The 20,911-nt window shown below is 73.7% G+C and carries 4 protein-coding genes; 3 read left to right on the top strand and 1 reads right to left on the bottom strand.

The features are described from left to right. Positions 1-283: 283 nt before the first annotated feature. Positions 284-15,814: a type I polyketide synthase gene (locus P3T41_RS08855; RefSeq protein ID WP_280689077.1), complete on the bottom strand. Its 15,531-nt coding sequence runs from the start codon at positions 15,812-15,814 to the stop codon at positions 284-286. A 626-nt stretch (positions 15,815-16,440) separates the two neighbouring features. On the opposite strand from P3T41_RS08855, the gene P3T41_RS08860 reads away from it, so the two are divergent. The 3 genes from P3T41_RS08860 to P3T41_RS08870 all read left to right on the top strand — a co-directional run bounded on the left by P3T41_RS08860 (position 16,441) and on the right by P3T41_RS08870 (position 20,898). After that, complete coding sequence (locus P3T41_RS08860; RefSeq protein ID WP_280689078.1) at positions 16,441-17,550, top strand: agmatinase family protein; 1,110 nt, start codon at positions 16,441-16,443, stop codon at positions 17,548-17,550. A 232-nt stretch (positions 17,551-17,782) separates the two neighbouring features. Beyond that, complete coding sequence (locus P3T41_RS08865) at positions 17,783-19,126, top strand: YbdK family carboxylate-amine ligase (protein ID WP_280689079.1); 1,344 nt, start codon at positions 17,783-17,785, stop codon at positions 19,124-19,126. After that, positions 19,114-20,898 carry an N-acetylglutaminylglutamine amidotransferase gene (locus P3T41_RS08870; protein WP_280689080.1) on the top strand — a complete coding sequence of 595 codons (1,785 nt, stop codon included), beginning with the start codon at positions 19,114-19,116 and terminating at the stop codon, positions 20,896-20,898. The genes P3T41_RS08865 and P3T41_RS08870 overlap by 13 nt, the downstream gene beginning before the upstream one ends. Positions 20,899-20,911: the final 13 nt, after the last annotated feature.

Below are 20,911 nucleotides of genomic sequence, written 5' to 3' on the forward strand. Positions count from 1 at the left end.
CCCAGCCTGCGTGGGTTCACCTGAGACGGAAGCGCGGCAACGGCTTCGGCCCCGGGACCGGCACAACGGTCGCGGGGCCGAAGCCTTTTCGCGGTCCGGGGCCGGCGAGGCGCCCGCAACGCAGCCGACTCCAACGAGGCGTGCCCCCCGACACACGATCGCCCCCCTTGGACCGGGACGGTGCTCCGGTCCAAAGGGGGCGATCGAGCTTGCGGGGGCCCGCCGGGGTGTCAGTCCCCCGGCGGGCCCGGTCTGCGCCGGGCCGGTTCAGGCCCGAGGCTGGTCAGTTCAGGCCCAACTCCTCGTCGAGCAGGCTGAACAGCTCGTCCGCGGTGGCCGAGCTCAACTCGGCGTCGGCGGCCGGGTCGGCGGTGGCGGCCGCCTCAGGCTGCTGGGTCTCGGTCCACATCGACAGCAGGGTGCGCAGGCGGGTGGTGATGCTCCGGCGGTCCTCGTCCCCCGGGGTGAGGGTGGCGAGCACCGACTCCAGGCGGTCCAACTCCGCACCGATCGGCAGGGCCGGGCCGCCGGCCGCCTCGTCCTGGCGGGTCTCCTCGCGCAGGTAGCCGGCCAGCGCCACGGGTGTCGGGTAGTCGAAGATCAGCGTGACCGGCAGCCGCAGCCCGGCCAGCCCGCCCAGGCGGTTGCGCAGGTCGACGGCGGTCAGCGAGTCGAAGCCCAACTCGACGAAGCCGCGCTCCGGTTCGATCGCCTCGGCGTTGCCGTAGCCCAGCACCGCGGCCACCTGGCCGCGCACCAGGTCCAGCAGCAGGCGATCCCGCTCGGCGTCCGGCAGGCCGCGCAACCGCTCGGCCAGCGAACTCTGTTCGGTCGCCTCCGCGCCCCGTCCGGCCGCTCCGGCCGCCCCGGCGGACGCCGGGCGGCGGACCGGGATCCGGACCAGACCGCGCAGCAGGTGCGGCACCAGCTCGGGGTCGCCCTGGCCGCGCAGCACCGCCGCGTCCAGCCGCATCGGGACCAGCACCGGGTCGTCCAGTCCCAGCGCCAGCTCGAAGAGCTCCATGCCCTCCTTGGGCGCCAGCGGGGCGAACCCGGCCCGGGCCAGCCTGGCCACGTCCGCCTCGTCCAGACCGCCGGCCATGCCGCCGTCCGTCGCCCACAGGCCCCAGGCCAGCGAACCGGCCGCCAGACCCAGCGCCCTGCGGTGCTGGGCCAGCGCGTCCAGGAAGGTGTTGGCGGCGGCGTAGTTGCCCTGTCCCGCGCCGCCGAAGACACCGGAGGACGAGGAGAACAGCACGAACATGGCCAGATTCTGATGCTGCGTCAGATCGTGCAGGTGCCAGGCCGCGTCCACCTTGGGGCGCAGCACGGTGTCCAGCCGCTCGGGCGTCAGCGCGGAGATCACGCCGTCGTCCAGCACGCCGGCGGTGTGCACGACCGCGGTCAGCGGCCGCTCGGCCGGCACGGCGGCCAGCAGCGTGGCAAGCGCCTTCCGGTCGGCCGCGTCGCACGCGGCGAGCTCCACCTGGGCACCCAACTCACCGAGCTCCGCGACGAGTTCCGTCGCTCCCGGGGCGTCGGCCCCGCGCCGGCTGGTGAGCAGCAGGTGCCGGGCGCCGTGCTCGGTGACCAGCCGGCGGGCGACCAGCGCGCCGAGCGCGCCGGTTCCGCCGGTGACCAGCACCGTGCCGGTCGGGTCGAGCAGGCTCGCCCGCTCGGTCGGTGCGGCGGGCACCCGGCCCAGCCGGAACCCGTGCGGCAGGCCCGCCCGGACGGCCAGTTGCGGCTCGCCGGTGGCCAGTGCCGCCGGCAGGTCGCGCCGCGGGTCGGCGTCGGCGTCCAGGTCGACCAGCACGATCCGGTCGGGGTTCTCGGCCTGGGCGGAGCGCAGCAGACCCCAGACCGGGGCGTGCACCAGATCGGTGACGCCGGCGTCCTCGCCGGTCGCCACCGCGCCCCGGGTGACGACGATCAGGCGGGTGTCGGCGAGGCGGTCCTCGGCGAGCCAGGACTGGACCAGCGCCAACGCCCGGTGCACGGCGGTCCGGGCCACCTCGGCCAGCTCCGGCCCGGTGCCGTCCGGCGCGACGCACGGGACGACCACGGCCTCGGGCGCCGCACCGCTCGCCACCAGCGCGGCGAGGTCGGGGTGCACGGTCAGCTCGCGGCCGAACGCGCCCAGCGCCTGGGCCTGGGTCTCATCGCCCAGCACCGCCCAGTTCTCCGGCGCCGAGGCGGCCACCGGCGGCAGCGCCACCCACTCCGGGCGGAACAGCGACTCGTGGAACGCGGCCTGCGCGGAGCGCAGTTGCTCGGCCGAGACGGCCCGCAGCACCAGCGCGTCCACCGACGCCACCGGACGTCCGGCCTCGTCGGCCAGCTCCAACGACACCCCGTCCGTCCCGGCCGGCGTCAGCCGCACCCGCAGCGCGGCCGCGCCGGCGGCGTGCAGGCGGACCCCGCTCCAGGAGAACGGCAGCCGGGCCCGGCCCGCGTCCTGGTCGGCGCGCGCGACGACGCCGCCCAGGCCCACCCCGTGCAGCGCCGCGTCGAGCAGCGCCGGGTGCAGGCTGAACGCGGCGGTGTCCAGACCCAGTTGGTGCGGACCGTGCGCGTCCGGTGCCGATCCGGCCGTGGCGGGCCGGATCTCGGCGAAGACCTCGCCGTCGCGACGCCAGGCCCGCTGCAGCCCCTGGAAGAGCGGGCCGTACTCCAGCCCGGCCGCCGCCATCCCGGCATAGAAGTCGGCGAGGTCGATCGGCTCGGCGTCGACCGGCGGCCAGCTGGCCAGATCGAAGCCGGCCGGCTGCGCGCCGGAGCTGAGCAGGCCGGTGGCGTGCCGGGTCCACGGCTCTTCGGCGCTCGCGTCCTCATGGCGCGAGTGCAGGGTCAGCGGGCGGCTGCCGGAGTCGTCCGGCGCGCCGACCGTGATCCGCAGCTGGACGCCGCCGCGCTCCGGCAGGATCAGCGGTGCGGCCAGCGTGAGTTCGTCCAGCAGGTCGCAGCCGAGTTCCTCGCCCACCCGCAGCGCCAGCTCGACGAAGGCCGTGCCGGGCAGTAGCACCGAGCCCATCACGGCGTGGTCGGCCAGCCACGACTGGGTGGAGATCCCGAGCCGGCCGGTGAAGACGAAGCCGCCGGAGTCCGGCAGTTCGACCGCCGCACCGAGCAGCGGGTGCCCGGTGGGGTCGACGCCGGCGGTGGCCAGGTCACCGAGCGAGACGCCCATGTCCAGCCAGTACCGCTCCTTCTGGAAGGCGTAGGTGGGCAGGTCGACCCGCTGGGCGCCGTGCCCGGCGAAGGCCGTCGCCCAGTCGACCGCCGTGCCCTGCACGTAGGCCTGGGCCACCGCCGTCACCAGCGTCCGCGCCTCCGGACGGCCCGCCCGCAGCGCCGCCGCGAAGACCGCCGGTTCGGCCACGCACTCCTGGCCCATGGCCGCCAGCACACCCTCGGGACCGAGTTCCAAGTACCGGGTGACGCCGCGCGCCTCCAGGGTCCGGACCGCGTCGGCGAACCGGACGGCCTCGCGGACGTGGCGCACCCAGTACTCGGGCGAGGTCAGGTCCGCGCCCTGGTCGAGCGTCGAGACGATCGGGATCCGCGGCTCGTGGAACTCCAACCGCGCGGCGATCGCGCGGAACTCGGCCAGCATCGGCTCCATCAGCGGCGAGTGGAACGCGTGGCTGACGGTCAGCCGCTTCGTCTTGCGACCGTCGGCCGCCAGCTTCTCCGCGACCTCAAGCACTGCCTGCTCGGCACCCGAAATCACCACGGCCGACGGCCCGTTGACAGCGGCGATACCGACATCCGCGCGGCCCGTCAGCAGCGCCAGCACCTCGTCCTCGGCCGCCTGCACCGCCACCATCGCACCGCCCGTGGGCAGTTGCTGCATCAGGCGACCGCGCGCGGCGACCAGCTCGGCCGCGTCGCTCAGGGACAGCACACCCGCGACGTGCGCGGCGGCCAGCTCACCGATCGAGTGCCCGGCCAGGAAGTCGGGCCGCACACCCCAGGATTCGACCAGCCGGAACAGCGCCACCTCGACCGCGAAGAGCGCGGGCTGGGTGTAGGCCGTCCGGTCGATCAGCGCGTCGGCCTCCAACAGCGGCGTCTCAAGGTACTTGTCCAGCTCCGCGCGGACCGCGTCGTAGGCCTGGGCGAACGCCGGGAAAGCGCTGTACAGTTCGGCGCCCATCCCGGCTCGCTGGCTGCCCTGGCCGGTGAAGAGGAAGGCGGTGCGCCCTGCACCGGCCGAACCCTGCACCAGGTTCGCGCCGGGCGCCGTCCCGGACGCCAGCGCGTCCAGCGCGCTCAGGAACTCCGCCCGGTCGTCGGCCACCAGCACCGCACGCTGCTCCAGCGCGGCCCGGGTGGTCGCCAGCGAGTAGCCGACGTCGACCGGGCGCGCCTGAGGCTGCTCCAGCAGCCGGGCGCGCAGCCGGGCGGCCTGTGCCCGCAGCGCCGGCTCGCCCTTGGCGGAGAGCACCCAGGGCACCACCGGCGCCGACCCGGACGCCTCGGCGGCCGGCTCCGTGCCGACCTCCGGCGCCTGCTCGAGCACGGTGTGCGCGTTGGTGCCGCTGATGCCGAAGGAGGAGACCGCGACGCGGCGCGGACGTCCGGTCTGCGGCCACGGCCGGGCCTCGGTCAGCAGCTCCACCGCGCCGGCGGACCAGTCCACCTGCGGGGTGGGCTCGTCCACGTGCAGCGTCTTCGGCAGCACGCCGTGGCGCATCGCCTGCACCATCTTGATGATGCCCGCGACGCCGGAGGCCGCCTGGGTGTGTCCCAGGTTGGACTTGACCGACCCGAGCCAGAGCGGCCGGTCGGCGGAGTGCTCCTTGCCGTAGGTGGCGAGCAGTGCCTGGGCCTCGATCGGGTCGCCGAGCGCGGTGCCGGTACCGTGCGCCTCCACCGCGTCGACCTGATCGGCCGTCAGCCCGGCACTGGAGAGCGCTTGCCGGATCACCCGCTGCTGCGAGGGCCCGTTCGGCGCGGTCAGACCGTTGCTGGCGCCGTCCTGGTTGATCGCCGAGCCGCGCACGATCGCCAGCACCGGGTGCCCGTTGCGCCGGGCGTCGGAGAGCCGCTCGACCAGCAGCATGCCCGCGCCCTCGCCCCAGCCGGTGCCGTCCGCCGCCGCGGCGAAGGACTTGCAGCGGCCGTCCTCGGACAGGCCGCGCTGCCGGCTGAACTCGATGAAGGTGCCGGGGGTGAACATCACGGTCACACCGCCGGCCAGCGCCATCGCGCACTCGCCGTTGCGCAGCGCCTGGACCGCCAGGTGCAGCGCGACCAGCGAGGAGGAGCAGGCCGTGTCGACGGTGACCGCCGGGCCCTCCAGACCGAAGGTGTAGGAGACCCGCCCGGACACCACGCTGCTGGAACTACCGGTGCCGAGGTAGCCCTCGACCTCGTCCGGAGCGGCCCGCAGGCGGGTGCCGTAGTCGTGGTACATCACACCGGCGAAGACGCCGACCGAGGTGCCCCGCACGGTCGCCGGGTCGATCCCGGCCCGCTCGAAGGCCTCCCAGGAGGTCTCGAGCAGCAGCCGCTGCTGCGGGTCCATCGCCAGCGCCTCACGCGGCGAGATGCCGAAGAACGCCGGGTCGAAGTAGCTGGAGTCGTACAGGAACCCGCCCTCGCGGGTGTACGAGGTGCCCAGCGAGTCCGGGTCCGGGTCGTAGAGCGCGTCCAGGTCCCAGCCGCGGTCGGTGGGGAATCCGGCGATGCCGTCGCGTTCGGCGGCGATCAGCTGCCACAGCTCCTCGGGCGAGGACACCCCGCCCGGGTAGCGGCAGGCCATCGCGACGATGGCGATCGGGTCGTCATCGACCGCCGCCGCCGCTGCCGTCCGGACGGTGGCCGACTGCTGGGTGAACTCCGGCTGCGAGCCCAGCAGTTCGTCGCGCAGGTGGCCGGCCAGGGTGGCCGGGTTGGGGTAGTCGAAGATCAGCGTGGCGGGCAGCCGCAGTCCGGTCGCCGTGTTCAGCTGGTTGCGCAGCTCGACGGCGGTCAGCGAGTCGAAGCCCAGCTCCTTGAAGGCCCGGTCGGCGCCGACGGCCTCGGCACCGGAGTAGCCGAGCACGGCCGCGATCTGCCCGCGCACCAGCTCCAGCAGCGCCTCGCGCTGTTCGGCCACCGGCAGCGGGGCCAGCCGGGTGAGCAGCTCGGACTCGCCACCGACCGCGCCTGCGGCCACCGGCATCACGCTCCGGCGCAGCGGGGTGCGGACCAGCCCGCGCAGCAACGTGGGCAGCAGGCCCGCTGCCGCCTGCTCGCGCAGGGTGGCGGTCCGCAGGTGCATCGGCACCAGGACGGCGTCCGCGCCCTCGGCCGCCAGCGCGGCGTCGAACAGTGCCATGCCCTCGGCCGAACCGAGCGCGCCGAGACCCGAACGCTCCAGGCGGGCCAGGTCGTTCGCGTCCAGGTGGCCGCTGACACCGCTCTGCTGCGCCCACAGCCCCCAGTCGAGCGAGGTCGCCACCAGGCCCTGGGCCCGGCGGTAGTGCGCGAGCGCGTCCAGGAAGGCGTTGGCGGCGGCGTAGTTGCCCTGGCCCGGGCCACCGAAGAGACCGGCGGCCGAGGAGAAGAGCACGAAGGCCGACAGGTCGAGTCCGGCGGTCAACTCGTGCAGGTTCCAGGCTCCTTCGGCCTTCGGCCGGAGCACCTGCGCGATCCGCTCGGGGGTGAGCGAGGCGAGGATGCCGTCGTCGGTGATGCCCGCCGTGTGCACGACGGCACGCAGCGGCTGCGCCAGCTCGCTGCCGAGCAGCGCGGCAAGCGCCTCCCGGTCGGCGGCGTCGCAGGCCGCGACCGTCACCGAGGCGCCCAACTCGTCCAGATCGGCGATGAGTTCGGCCGCACCCGGGGCGTCGGCACCACGGCGGCTGGTGAGCAGCAGGTGCCGGACGCCGTGCTCGGTGACCAGGTGGCGGGCGAGCAAGGCACCGAGCGTGCCGGTGCCGCCGGTGATCAGGACGGTCCCGTCCGGCCCGAAGGCGGGGGCCTCGGCCGCCGCCTCGGGACGCGACGTGGACTCCACCCGGGCCAACCGCAGCGCGTGCGGCACGCCCTGACGGATCGCCAGCTGCGGCTCCTCGTGCGCCAGCACGGTGGTCAGCGCCCGCGCCGAGGCGGCGTCCTCGTCGAGGTCGACCAGGACGATCCGCGCGGGGCTCTCGGTCTGCGCCGAGCGCACCAGGCCCCAGGCGGCGGCGTGCGGCAGGTCGGTCCGGTCCGGGTCGTCGGCGGTCGCGACGGCGCCCCGGGTGACCAGCACCAGCTGCGTGTCGGCCGTCCGGTCCTCGGCCAGCCAAGCCTGCGCCAGCGCGAGCACCCGGTTCACGGTCGCGAGCACCGTCCCGGGCGTGTCAGCCGCCGGGGCGTCCGGGGCGTCCGGCACGAAGCACGGCACGATCACCGCGTCGGGGAGCGTCCCGGTCGCCAGCAGCGCGTCCAGGTCGGCGTAGGACGGCAGGTCGCGATCCAGGCCGTCCAGCGCCCGGGCACCGTCGCCGAGCACCGCCCAGCGTTCGCCCGCCGGGGCGGCGGCCGGGGCCAGCGCCACCCACTCCGGGCGGAACAGCGACTCGTGGAACGCGGCCTGCGCGGACCGCAGTTGCTCGGCCGACACGGCCCGCAGCACCAGCGCGTCCACCGACGCCACCGGACGTCCGGCCTCGTCGGCCAGCTCCAGCGACACCACGTCCGAGCCGGTCTTGGTCAGCCGCACCCGCAGGGCGCAGGCGCCGACCGCGAACAGCGAGACGCCCGTCCAGGAGAACGGCAGCCGGCCGTGCCAGTCGGTCTCGCCGTCGGTGTCGGCCATGCCGAGCGCGTGCAGCGCGGAGTCGAGCAGCGCCGGGTGCAGGCCGAACAGGCCGGCGTCGCCCTGCGCGTGCTCCGGCAACCTGACCTCGACGAAGACCTCGCCGTCGCCGCGCCAGACCCGGTGCAGGCCCTGGAAGGCCGGGCCGTACTCGAAGCCCAGCTCGATCAGCCCCTGGTAGTGGCCGTCCAGCTCGACCTCGGTCAGGCCGGGCGGCGGCCACTCGGCGAGGTCGAATGCGGCCGGCTGCGCGCCGGAGCCGAGCAGACCGGTCGCGTGCCGGGTCCACGGCTCTTCGGCCGGGACGTCCTCGCGCCGCGAGTACACGCTGAGCGCCCGCCGCCCGGACGCGTCCGGCGCGGCCACGGTCAGGCGCAGCTGGACCGCACCCTGCGCGGCCAGGATCAGCGGCGCCGTGAGGGTGAGCTCCTCCAGCAGGTCGCAGCCGACCTGCTCGCCCGCGCGCACGGCCATCTCGACGAAGGCCGTGCCGGGCAGCAGCACCGAGCCCATCACGGCGTGGTCGGCCAACCACGGGTGGGTACCGAGCGCGAGCCGGCCGGTGAACACCAGGCCACCGGAGTCCGGCAGTTCGGCCGCCGCGCCGAGCAACGGATGGTCGGTGGCACCGAGGCCCGCCATGGTGACGTCGCCGGCACCCAGCGCCGGGACATCGGGCCAGTAGTTCTCGTGCTGGAAGGCGTAGGTGGGCAGCTCGATCCGCTGGGCACCCTGGCCGGCGAAGACCGCGTCCCAGTCCACGGCCACGCCCTGCACGTAGGCCTGCGCGACGGCGGTGACCACGGCGCGCGCCTCCGGACGGCCCGCGCGCAGCACCGGCACGAACGACGCCGGCTCGGTCACGCACTCCTGGCCGATCGCGCTGAGCACACCGTCCGGGCCCAACTCCAGGTAACTCGTGACGCCCTGGGCGTCCAGCGTGTGCATCGCGTCGGCGAAGCGGACGGCCTCGCGGACGTGGCGCACCCAGTACTCGGGGGACGTCAGGTCAGCGGACTGGTCCAGCGTCGAGACGATCGGCAGCTGCGGCGGGTTGAACGTCAACTCCGAAGCGACAGCCAGGAACTCGGCCAGCATCGGCTCCATCAACGGCGAGTGGAACGCGTGACTGACCGTCAGCCGCTTCGTCTTTCGCCCCAACTCCGCCAACTGCCCGGCCACCTCGACCACAGCCGCCTCGGTGCCCGAAATCACCACCGAGGAAGGCCCGTTGACGGCAGCGACACCCACGTCCGTGCGGTCCGCGAGGAGCGGCAGCACCTCGTCCTCGGCCGCCTGGACGGCCACCATCGCGCCGCCTGCGGGCAGCGCCTGCATCAGACGGCCACGGGCGGCGACCAGCTTGGCCGCGTCGGCGAGCGAGAGAACGCCCGCAACGTGTGCGGCGGCCAGCTCACCGATCGAGTGGCCCGCCAGCACCTCGGGCCGCACACCCCACGACTCCAGCAGCCGGAACAGCGCCACCTCGACCGCGAACAACGCGGGCTGCGTGTACGCGGTCTGGTCGATCAGCTCACCCTCAGCGGCGAACATCACCTCGCGCAGCGGCCGTTCCAGGTGCTGGTCCAGGTGCGCGAACACCTCGTCCAGCGCATCCGCGAACACCGGGAAAGCGCTGTACAGCTCCGCGCCCATGCCCGGGCGCTGGCTCCCCTGCCCGGTGAAGAGGAACGCCGTACGCCCCAGCGCCGCCGTACCCTCCACCAACCCCGGAAAGCGCTCTCCCGCCACCAGCGCGGCCAACGCCGAGCGGTAGCCGTCCAGGTCCTCGGCCACCACGACCGCGCGGTGCTCCAGCGCGGCCCGCGTGGTGGCCAGCGAGTAGCCGACATCCACCGGCCGCGCCTCGGGCAGCGCCACCAGGTGGTCACTCAGCCGCTCCGCCTGGGCCGCCAGCGCCGCCTCGGTGCGAGCGGACAGCGGCCACGGCACCACCGGCGCCGTCACGGTCACCTCGGCGACCGGCGCCGCGCCGACCTCCGGCGCCTGCTCCAGCACGGTGTGCGCGTTGGTGCCGCTGATCCCGAAGGACGACACCGCCGCGCGACGCGGCCGACCGGTCTCCGGCCACGGCCGGGCCTCGGTCAGCAGCTCCACCGCGCCGGCGGACCAGTCCACTTGCCGCGAAGGCTCGTCCACGTGCAGCGTCTTGGGCAGCACGCCGTGCCGCATCGCCAGGACCATCTTGATGATGCCCGCGACACCGGCCGCCGCCTGGGTGTGTCCCAGGTTCGACTTCACCGAACCCAGCCACAGCGGTTGGTCCGTCGGCCGGTCCTGCCCATAGGTCGCCAGCAGCGCCTGCGCCTCGATCGGGTCGCCCAGCGCCGTACCCGTCCCGTGCGCCTCGACCACGTCCACCTGATCGGCCGTCAGCCCGGCACTGGAAAGCGCTTGCCGGATCACCCGCTGCTGCGAGGGACCGTTCGGCGCCGTCAGACCGTTCGAAGCGCCATCCTGGTTCACCGCCGAACCGCGCACGATCGCCAGCACGGGATGCCCGTTGCGACGGGCGTCGGAGAGCCGCTCGACCAGCAGCATGCCCGCACCCTCGCCCCAGCCCGTACCGTCGGCCGCCGCCGCGAACGCCTTGCAGCGCCCATCCGCCGCCAGCCCACGCTGCCGGCTGAAGTCGATGAACGACCCCGGCGTCGACATCACCGTCACACCACCGGCCAGCGCCAGCGAGCACTCGCCCGCCCGCAGCGCCTGGATCGCCCAGTGCAGCGCGACCAGCGAGGACGAACACGCCGTGTCCACCGTGACCGCCGGCCCCTCCAGCCCCAGGCTGTAGGAGACCCGCCCCGACATCACACTCGCCGCGTTGCCGGTGCCCAGGAAGCCCTCGGAGCCGTCCGGTGCCATCAGGATGAGCGGCAGGTAGTCCTGACCATTGGTACCGGTGAACACACCGGTCCGGCTGCCACGCAACGCGGCCGGGTCGATCCCGGCCCGCTCGAACGCCTCCCAGGAGACCTCCAGCAGCAACCGCTGCTGCGGATCCATCGCCAGCGCCTCACGCGGCGAGATCCCGAAGAAGCCGGCATCGAAAGCACCCGCCGCCGCCAGGAAACCACCCTCCCGCACGTAGGTGGTGTCGGGATGCTCGGGGTCGGGGTGGTAGATCGCGTCCAGGTCCCAACTGCGGTCAGTGGGAAAGTCGGTGAGCGCGTCGGTGCCGTCCGCGAGCAGCCGCCAGAGGTCCTCGGGCGTGCTCACCCCACCCGCGAACCGGCAGGCCATGCCGACGATCGCGATCGGGTCGTCATCGACCGGGCGCCCCTCGGCCGCCGCCAGGACAGCGGTCTCCCCGACCGTGCCGAGGAGTTCGACACAGAGCTGCTCGGCGAGAGCGGTGGCGTTGGGGTAGTCGAAGACCAGCGTCGCCGACAGCTTCAGACCGGTCAGCGCGGCGATCAGATTGCGCAGCTCCACCGCTGTCAGCGAGTCGAAGCCCAACTCCCGGAAAGCCCTCGCCGGCTCCACCGCCTCCGGCCCCGGGTACCCGAGCACGGCCGCCACCTGCGTCCGCACGAAGTCCAACGCGAGCCGCGCACGTTCACCACCGGAGGCGGCCGCCAGCCGCTGCCGCAGCGACCCGGCATCCGACGGCTCGCCGTCCTTCGTGTCGGCCTCCACCATCGCCTGCACCGCCTCGGGCAGTTCGGTGAAGAAGGTGCTCGGCCGGATCGCGGTGTACTGCGGTGCGAACCGGTCCCAGAGGAGGTCCACCACCAGCGAGTAGGTCTCGTCGTGATCGAGCGCGTGCTGCAGCGCGGTGATCGCCAGCTCGGGCGCCAGCGCCGGCATCCCGGCCCGGCGCAGCCGCTCGGTGACCACCGCGTCCCCCGCCATGCCACCCTCGGCCCAGGCACCCCAGGCCACCGAGGTGGCAGGCAGACCGGCGGCCCGACGCTGCTCGGCCAACGCGTCCAGGAAAGCGTTCGCCGCCGCGTAGTTCCCCTGCCCCGGGCCGCCGAAGGCACCCGCGAAGGAGGAGAACAGCACGAACGCGGACAGGTCCAGCTCGCGAGTCAGCTCGTCCAGGTTGACCGCGGCATCCACCTTGGAACGCAGCACGCCCGCCAACCGCTCAGGCGTCAACGCGTCCAGCACACCGTCATCCAGCACACCGGCGGCGTGCACCACCGTGGTCAGCGGGAACTCGGCCGGGATCGCGGCCAGCAGCTCCGCGAGCGCGCCACGATCCGCCACATCACACGCGGCCACCGTCACCCGCGCGCCCAGCGCGGTCAGCTCGGCCTCGAGCTCGGCCGCACCCGCCGCCTCGCGACCCCGCCGGCTGATGAGCACCAGATGCTCGACGCCGGCCTTGACCAACCACCGCGCGACATGCGCACCCAGCGCGCCGGTACCACCCGTGACCAGCGCCGTCCCGCGCGGAGCGAACCCCGGAACCACCGCCTCGGCCCGGGCCGCCTCGACCCGCGGCGCACGCAGCAACCGGCGCGCCAGAATCCCGGAGGAACGGATCGCCAGATGATCCTCAGCACCCAGGCCACCCAGCACGGCCACCAACCGGCCCAACGCCCGCTCATCGAGCGTCACCGGGAGATCGACCAGACCGCCCCAACGCTCGGGATACTCCTGCGCCACCACCCGGCCCAGACCCCAGACCGGCGCCTGTGCCGGCGAGTCCAGGCGATCGGACCGCCCGGTCGACACCGCGCCCCGGGTCGCACACCACAGCGGCGCCCCGATCCCGGCGTCCCCCAGCGCCTGAACCAGCGCCAGCGTGCCGGAGAGCCCAGCCGGCACCGACGGCAGACCAGGGCACGCGCCCTCCCGCAACGCCACCAGCGAGAGCACCCCGGCAACCGGCTGCCCATCCGCCGCGCACGCGGCACGCAGCAGCTCGGCCAGCTCGGCACGGCCCGTGGACGCCGCATCCCAGATGATCTGACCAACCGTCACACCACACTGGACAAGCGCCTGTTCGACGGCGTCCGACCACTCCTGGCCCGCTCCACCAGCCGGGACCACCAGCAGCCAGTGACCCGCGACCACGGCCCCCGGCGCCTCCGAGGTCGGCCGCCAACCGATCCGGTAGCGCCAACCGTCCACCGTGGAACGATCCCGGCTCTGCCGACGCCAAGCGGTCAACGCCGGCAGCACCGAACTCAGCGGCTGATCACCGTCCAGCGCCAACGTGCTGGTGAGCGCTTCCAAGTCACCGCGCTCCACGGCCGCCCAGAACCGGGCGTCCACCGCGTCACTCTCGGACGACCCGGCCGCCGCGGTCTCCGCCCAGGCAGCGGCGGTCGGCCAGTAGCGGCGGCGCTGGAAAGCGTAGGTGGGCAGGTCCACCTGGCGGGCACCGCGGTCGGCGTACAGCGCCCGCCAGTCGACGGCCGTGCCCCGCACGAAGACCTGGGCGAGGGCGGTGGTCAGCGCCTGGACCTCGGGTCGGTCGCCACGCAGCACCGGCGCGAACACCGCATCGCCGCCGACGCACTCCTGACCCATCGCGCTGAGCACACCGTCCGGGCCCAACTCCAGGTAACTCGTGACGCCCTGGGCCTCCAGCGCACGCATCGCGTCGGCGAACCGCACCACCTCGCGCACATGCCGCACCCAGTACTCGGGCGAGGTCAGATCGGCACCCTGGTCCAGCGTCGAGACGATCGGCAACTGCGGCGCGTTGAACGTCAACTCCACGGCGACAGCCCGGAACTCGGCCAGCATCGGCTCCATCAACGGCGAGTGGAACGCGTGACTGACCGTCAGCCGCTTCGTCTTGCGCCCCAACTCCGCCAACTGCCCGGCCACCTCGACCACGGCTGCCTCGGCACCCGAAATCACCACCGAGGAAGGCCCGTTGACCGCAGCGACAGCCACGTCCGAGCGACCCGCCAACAGCGGCAGCACCTCGTCCTCAGCCGCCTGCACCGCCACCATCGCACCACCGGACGGCAACGCCTGCATCAACCGCCCACGCGCCACCACCAACTTCGCCGCATCCGCCAGCGACAGCACACCCGCGACATGCGCGGCCGCCAACTCACCGATCGAGTGACCAGCCAGGACGTCCGGCCGCACCCCGAACGACTCGACCAGCCGGAACAGCGCCACCTCGATCGCGAACAGCGCGGGCTGGGTGTACGCGGTCTGGTCGATCAGCGCCGAAGCATCCTTCAGCGGCGTCTCCAGGTGCCGGTCCAGCTCCGCACAGACCGCGTCATGGGCGGCCGCGAACACCGGGAAAGCGCTGTACAGCTCCGCGCCCATCCCAACCCGCTGGCTGCCCTGCCCGGTGAACAGGAACGCCGTGCGGCGCTCCGCCGCCGAGCCCCGCACCACGCCGGCGGCCGGCTCGCCCGCCGCCAGTGCGCCGAGCCCGCGCAGGAACTCCGCGCGGTCGCTCGCCACCAGCACCGCGCGCTGCTCCAGCGCGGCCCGGCCGGTCGCCAACGAGTAGCCCACGTCCAACGGTTCGAGCCCGGGGTCGGCCGCCAGCCGGTCCCGCAGCCGGGCTGCCTGCGCGCGCAGCGCGTCCTCGGTGCGCCCGGCGAGCTGCCAGGGCAGCACGGCGGGGAGCACAGCGGCCGGCTCAACGGCCGGCTCGACGACGGCCTCAGCGGTCGCCTCGACGGCGGGGGCCTGCTCGACAATGACGTGCGCGTTGGTGCCGCTCACCCCGAACGAGGAGATGCCGACCCGGCGCGGCTGCCCGGTCTCCGGCCACGGCTGGGCCTCGGTGAGCACCTCGACCGCACCCGCCGACCAGTCCACCTGCGACGAGGGCCGGTCCACGTGCAGCGTCTTGGGCAGCACGCCGTGCCGGATCGCCATGACCATCTTGATCAGACCGGCGACGCCCGCCGCGGCCTGGGTGTGCCCGAGGTTGGACTTGATCGAGCCGATCAGCAGCGGCCGGCCCTCGGGGCGGCCCTGGCCGTAGGTGGCCAGCAGGGCCTGCGCCTCGATCGGGTCGCCCAGCCGGGTGCCGGTGCCGTGCGCCTCGACGGCGTCCACCTGATCCGGCGTCAGCCGGGCGCTGGCGAGCGCCTGGAGGATGACGCGCTGCTGCGACGGCCCGTTCGGCGCCGTCAGACCGTTCGAAGCGCCGTCCTGGTTGACGGCGCTACCGCGCACGATCGCCAGCACCGGATGCCCGTTGCGACGAGCGTCCGACAGCCGCTCGACGAGCAGCATGCCGACGCCCTCGCCCCAGCCCGTACCGTCGGCGGCGTCCGCGAAGGCCTTGCACCGGCCGTCGGCGGCCAGCCCGCGCTGGCGGCTGAAGTCGATCAGGTTGCCCGGGGTGTTCATCACCGTGACAGCGCCGGCCAGCGCCAGCGAGCACTCGCCGTTGCGCAGCGCCTGCACCGCCAGGTGCAGGGCGACCAGCGAGGACGAGCAGGCGGTGTCGACGGTGACCGCCGGACCCTCCAGCCCGAAGGTGTAGGAGAGCCGCCCGGCCAGCACACTGGCCGCGTTGCCGGTGCCGAGATAGCCCTGGACGTCGTCCGTGGAGTTGAGCAGGACCGCCAGGTAGTCCTGGCCGTTGGTCCCGGCGAAGACGCCGGTCCGGCTGCCCTTGAGCCCGGTCGGGTCGATGCCGGACCGCTCGAACGCCTCCCAGGCCGCTTCGAGCAGCAGCCGCTGCTGCGGGTCCATGGCGAGCGCCTCGCGCGGCGAGATCCCGAAGACCGCCGGATCGAACTCGGCGACGTCGTGCAGGAAGCCGCCCTCGCGCGTGTAGGAGGTGCCGACGGAGTCCGGGTCGGGGTCGTACAGCGCGTCCAGGTCCCAGCCGCGGTCAGTGGGGAATTCGGAGATCGCGTCGTGGCCGCCGGCGACCAGCTGCCACAGCTCCTCGGGCGAGGTGACCCCGCCGGGGAGCCGGCAGCTCATGCCGACGATGGCGATCGGCTCCTGGTCCTTGGCCTCCACCTCGCGCAGCCGCAGCCGCGTCTGTGCCAGGTCGGCCGTCACCCGCTTGAGGTAGCTGCGGAGTGTCTCTTCATTCGCCATTTCGTGACCTCATTACGGCATTCCGGCTGCGCGCGGGTGCGCCCACGCAGAAGGTTTTTCCGACGCTTTCGGGCGGGCGACGAAACGTCCTGGGCACAGTCCCGCCGACGACGGCCGCCCGGAGCGCCGCGAAGCCCCGGGCGGCGGCTGCCCCGCGCGGGGGCAACGCGTCCGCCAGAGGCTTCACCAGGTCCGAACTGCCGTGGTCATCGCGCCCGATCGGCAGCAGGCCCGACACTCCTGCCATCTGCGACGCTCCAACGGGTCTCCGGTCGAACTGCCTGCCCAGGCGCGGTCAGGGCAGTCGACACGACGTTTTCCGGCGTCACGGTAGAGCGGCCGGATCGGAGCGCCAACCCCTACCCTGCCCCTAGGGCCGCCTGGCCGCCGCGCCGTTCCCGACGGATCGTCAGCACCCTGACGGCCGCCCCGAGCACCCTGATCGACAAGGGGCGCGCGTAGGGGTTGATCGGCCGCTGGACAGGGGTCGAAGGGGGCAGCTAGGAGGCGAATCGGGGGGCTGCGGATTTGCCGCGCAACTACGCTGAAGTTATCGCGAGTTATATGCGAACCGATCGCATGGGGAAATGCGCCGTGCCGGCCACCGGGGAGATGTGTTGAACGAGATGCCTCAGATACCTGCGCAGCGCGTGGAGATCGACCGGTCAGCGTCGCCCGCTCGGGAGCCGGGGCCGATCGACATCCGCCGCTACTACGCGCACCCCGCCTACTCGGGCATCGCCACGTTCATGGGTGTGCCGCTCTGCCTCAACCAGGACGACCTGCGGGCCGGGAACGTCGACGTGGCCGTGCTGGGCATCCCGCTGGACGCCTCGGTCGGCCACCGCGGCGCCTCCTACGGCCCGCGGATGATCCGCTCCGACGAGCGCTACGTCTTCAACACCCCCGAAGCGGTGATCAACGCCAGCACCCGGATCAACCCGTTCGACGTGCTCAAGGTGGTGGACTACGGCGACGCCGCCGTGGACCCGTTCAGCACGCCGAACTCGATCGGCCCGATCCGCTCCCTGGTCCGGGAGATCGCCGAGGTCGGCGCGGTGCCGGTGCTGCTCGGCGGCGACCACTCGCTGCTCTGGCCGAGCGTCGGCGCGCTGGCCGACGTGTACGGCCCGGAGAAGATCGGCGTGATCCACTTCGATGCCCACCCGGACTGCCACGAAAGCCAGTTCGGCCACAAGGTGACCCACAGCACCCCGATCCGGCGGATCATCGAGGACGAGAAGGTCCCGGCCGGCAACGTGGTCCAGGTCGGCCTGCGGACCATCACCGGCCCCGACAACCAGCTGTTCAACTGGATGCGCCGGCAGGGCATGAAGTCGCACTTCATGGCCGAGATCGAGCAGATCGGGTTCAACGCGGTGCTGGACAAGGCGATCGCCGAGGTCCAGGAGAAGGCCGAGTTCGTCTACCTCTCGCTGGACATCGACGTGCTCGACCCGGCCTTCGCGCCCGGCACCGGCACCCCCGAGCCCGGCGGCCTGACGAACCGTGAGATCTTCCCGGCCTTCCGCCGGATCTGCCACGAGACCAAGGTCATCGGCATGGACGTGGTCGAGGTCGCCCCGCACCTGGACCCCGGATACTCGACCACGATGAACGCCCGGCGCGCCATCTTCGAGGGCCTGACCGGCCTGGCGATGAACCGCCTGAAGATCGCCGGACCGAACTACCTCAACCCGATCGTCTCCGGGCAGGTCAAGTTCCCGATGGGCTGAGGCTGTCACGTTTCCCGGCGGGGTGAGGCCGGCCCGCCAGGCCGAGGCCGCCGGGCACCCGCGACCGTGCGCGTCCGCAACGTCACGTCTCGTCGTCGTGGTGGCCGCGCGCGCGGTGGGCGGTGGTGGGAGGTTGGTCTCTGGGGGCGGAAGCGGCGGCCGCGTGATCGCGGTCGCCGGAGCACGGCGGCGAAGCGGCCGCCGGGCCGTCGAGCCCGTTCGGAGGTGCCCCATGGCCGTGTCGATGGGAGTCGAGGAGGAGTTCCACATCGTCGATGTGGAGAGCCGGATGCTGGTCCCACGAGCGCCCGAGGTGCTGGACCGGTTACCACGGCGCGGCTTCGCTCACGAGTTCCAGCGGTCGGTCGTCGAGTCCAACAGCGGCGTGCACCGCTCGCTGGACGCCCTGCACGCCGATCTGGCCCGCTCCCGGCGGACCCTGGCCGCTGCCGCTGCCCCGCTGGGCCTGGCGCCCGTCGCGGCCGGCACCCCGCCGCTGGCCCGCCTGGGCACGGTGGCGGCCACCGCGCACCCCCGCTACCTGCACATGGCCGACGAGTACCGCAGGGTGGCCGACGAGCAGCTGATCTGCGGCGCACAGGTCCACGTGGACGTGCCCGACCGCGACACGGCGGTCCGCGCGATCTGCGTGCTGGCGCCCTGGCTGCCCACCCTGCTGGCGCTGTCGACCAGTTCGCCCTGCTGGCTCGGCGCGGACACCGGCTATGCCAGCTGGCGCACCCTGCTCTGGCAGCGCTGGCCCAGCACGGGGCCGGCCGGCTGCTTCGCCTCGGCGGCCGAGTACGACGCCGCCGTGGCCGAGCTGGTGCGCTCCGGGGTGGTCAGTGACCCGGGGATGGTCTACTACGACGTCCGGCCCTCCGCGCACCAGCAGACGCTGGAACTGCGGATCTGCGACGCCTGCCCGCGCCTGGAGACCGTGCTGCTGATCGCCGGGCTGTTCCGCGCGCTGGTGGTCGACGCCTGCGAGACCGTACAGCACAGGCCCGCAGAACGGACGCCCGGAGAGCACCGCTGCCCGCCGGCCCGCCAGCAGTGGCTGCGCGCCGCGACCTGGCGGGCCGCCCGCTCGGGGCTGGACGGCGACCTGCTGGACCCGGCCACCGGGCAACCCGCACCGGCCGACGCCGTGGTCCGCGCCTTGCTGGCCCGGTCGCGCCCGACCCTGGAGGCGTACGGCGACTGGTCGACCGTCGTGGAGCTGACCGAGCACACGCTGCGTGGCGGCACCGCCGCCCGCCGGCTGCGGCAGGTCGCCGCCACCGCCGGCCTGCCGGCCGCGGTGGACCTGCTGATCGCCCAGACCCGGACGGCCCGCACCGTCGACGCCGGCCGGGCCCGGCTCGGCCGGACCGGGTCGCCCGCCCGCCGCCGACCGAACCGCCCGGCCCGGCTGGCGCCCCACCGGCCGAGCACGCCGCTCTGCCGGCGCAGCCGGATCGCGGCCATCGAGGAACGGGCCTGCGCCTGCAGCGCCGACCCGGCGACGGCCGCGCTGCTGCCCCGAGCGCCCCAGCACTGGTCGGACGGCGGTGAACCGGCATGTGCGGGCTGAGCGGAGAGATCCGTTTCGACGGCGGGCGCCCGGACCTGGCCGCCGTGGAGCGGATGACCGACCGATTGGCGGCCCGCGGACCCGACGGCCGGGGGCTCTGGTCCCAGGGCGCCGTGGCGCTCGGCCACCGCCGCCTGAAGATCATCGACCTGTCGGAGCGCGGCGCCCAGCCGATGACCGACTCGGAGAGCCGGCTGACCGGCGTCTTCAACGGCTGTATCTACAACTACCGGGAGCTGCGGCGGGAGCTGGCGGGCCTGGGCCACCGCTTCTTCTCCGGCTCGGACACCGAGGTGCTGCTCAAGGCGTACCGGCAGTGGGGGACGGCCTGCGTCGACCACCTGTTCGGCATGTTCGCCTTCGCCGTGGTCGAGCAGGACACCGGACGGGTGGTGCTCGCCCGTGACCGGCTCGGCATCAAGCCGCTCTACCTGGCGCAGCGGGCCGACCGGCTGCGCTTCGCCTCCTCGCTGCCGGCCCTGCTCGCCGGGGGCGGGGTGGACACCTCGCTCGATCCGGCCGCGCTGCACCAGTACCTGACCCTGCACGGCACCGTGGTGGCGCCGCGCACCGTGCTGGCCGGCGTGCGCAAGCTGGCACCCGCCACCGTGCGGGTGGTCGAGCCGGACGGCACGCAGCACGACCACCGCTACTGGCAGCCGTCCTACCGGCGGCGGCCCGAGCACGCGGACATGGACGCCGCCGACTGGCGCGACGCAGTGCTGGACGCGCTGCGCACGGCGGTCCGCCGCCGCACGGTGGCCGACGTGCCGCTGGGCGTACTGCTCTCCGGCGGCCTCGACTCCAGCCTGATCGTGGCGCTGCTGGCCGAAGCGGGCCAGTGCGACCAGGCCACCTTCAGCGTGGGCTTCGAGGCGGAGCGCGGCGAGCAGGGCGACGAGTTCCACTACTCGGACCTGGTGGCCCGGGAGTTCGCCACCGACCACCACCAGATCATGGTCCCCTCGGACCGGCTGCGGACCGCGCTGGACCGGGCGGTGGCGGCCATGAGCGAGCCGATGGTCAGCCACGACGTGGTCGCCTTCCACCTGCTCGCGGAGCAGGTCTCGAAGCACGTCAACGTGGTGCAGAGCGGGCAGGGGGCCGACGAGATCTTCGCCGGGTACCGCTGGCATCCGGCGCTGGCGGCCGTGCCGCGCGAGCGGGAGCCCGAGACCTTCGTCGAGGTGTTCTTCGACCGGTCGCACGCCGAGTTGGGCCGGATGCTTCAGCCGGAGCTGCTGGCGGACCGCGACGTCTCCGGTGAGCTGGTCGGGGCCGAGATGGCGGTCGAGGGGGCTGAGAGCGCCCTGGACGCGGCGCTGCGGCTGGACACCCACGTCCTGATGATCGACGACCCGGTCAAGCGGGTCGACAACATGACCATGGACTGGGGCCTGGAGGCACGCGTGCCGTTCCTGGACCACGAGTTGGTCGAGCTGGCCGCCGCCTGCCCGCCGGAGTTCAAGCTGGCTCACGGCGGCAAGGGCGTGCTCAAGGACGCCGCCCGCAAGCTGCTGCCGAGCGAGGTCGTCGACCGGCCCAAGGGCTACTTCCCGGTGCCGGCGATCCGCCGGATGGCTCCGCCGGTGCTGGACCGGATCCAGCAGGCCCTGTCGGCGCCCGAGGCGCGGACCCGGGGGATCTTCCGCCCCGGATATCTGGCCGAGCTGCTGGCCGCGCCGGACGACCACCGCACCAGGCGCGGGGCGAACACCCTGTGGCAGGTCGCGCTGCTGGAGATGTGGCTGCAGTCCCACGGGATCGACTGAGCGGGAGGCGCAC

This window comes from Kitasatospora sp. GAS204B, assembly GCF_029892155.1.
Lineage (GTDB): Bacteria > Actinomycetota > Actinomycetes > Streptomycetales > Streptomycetaceae > Kitasatospora.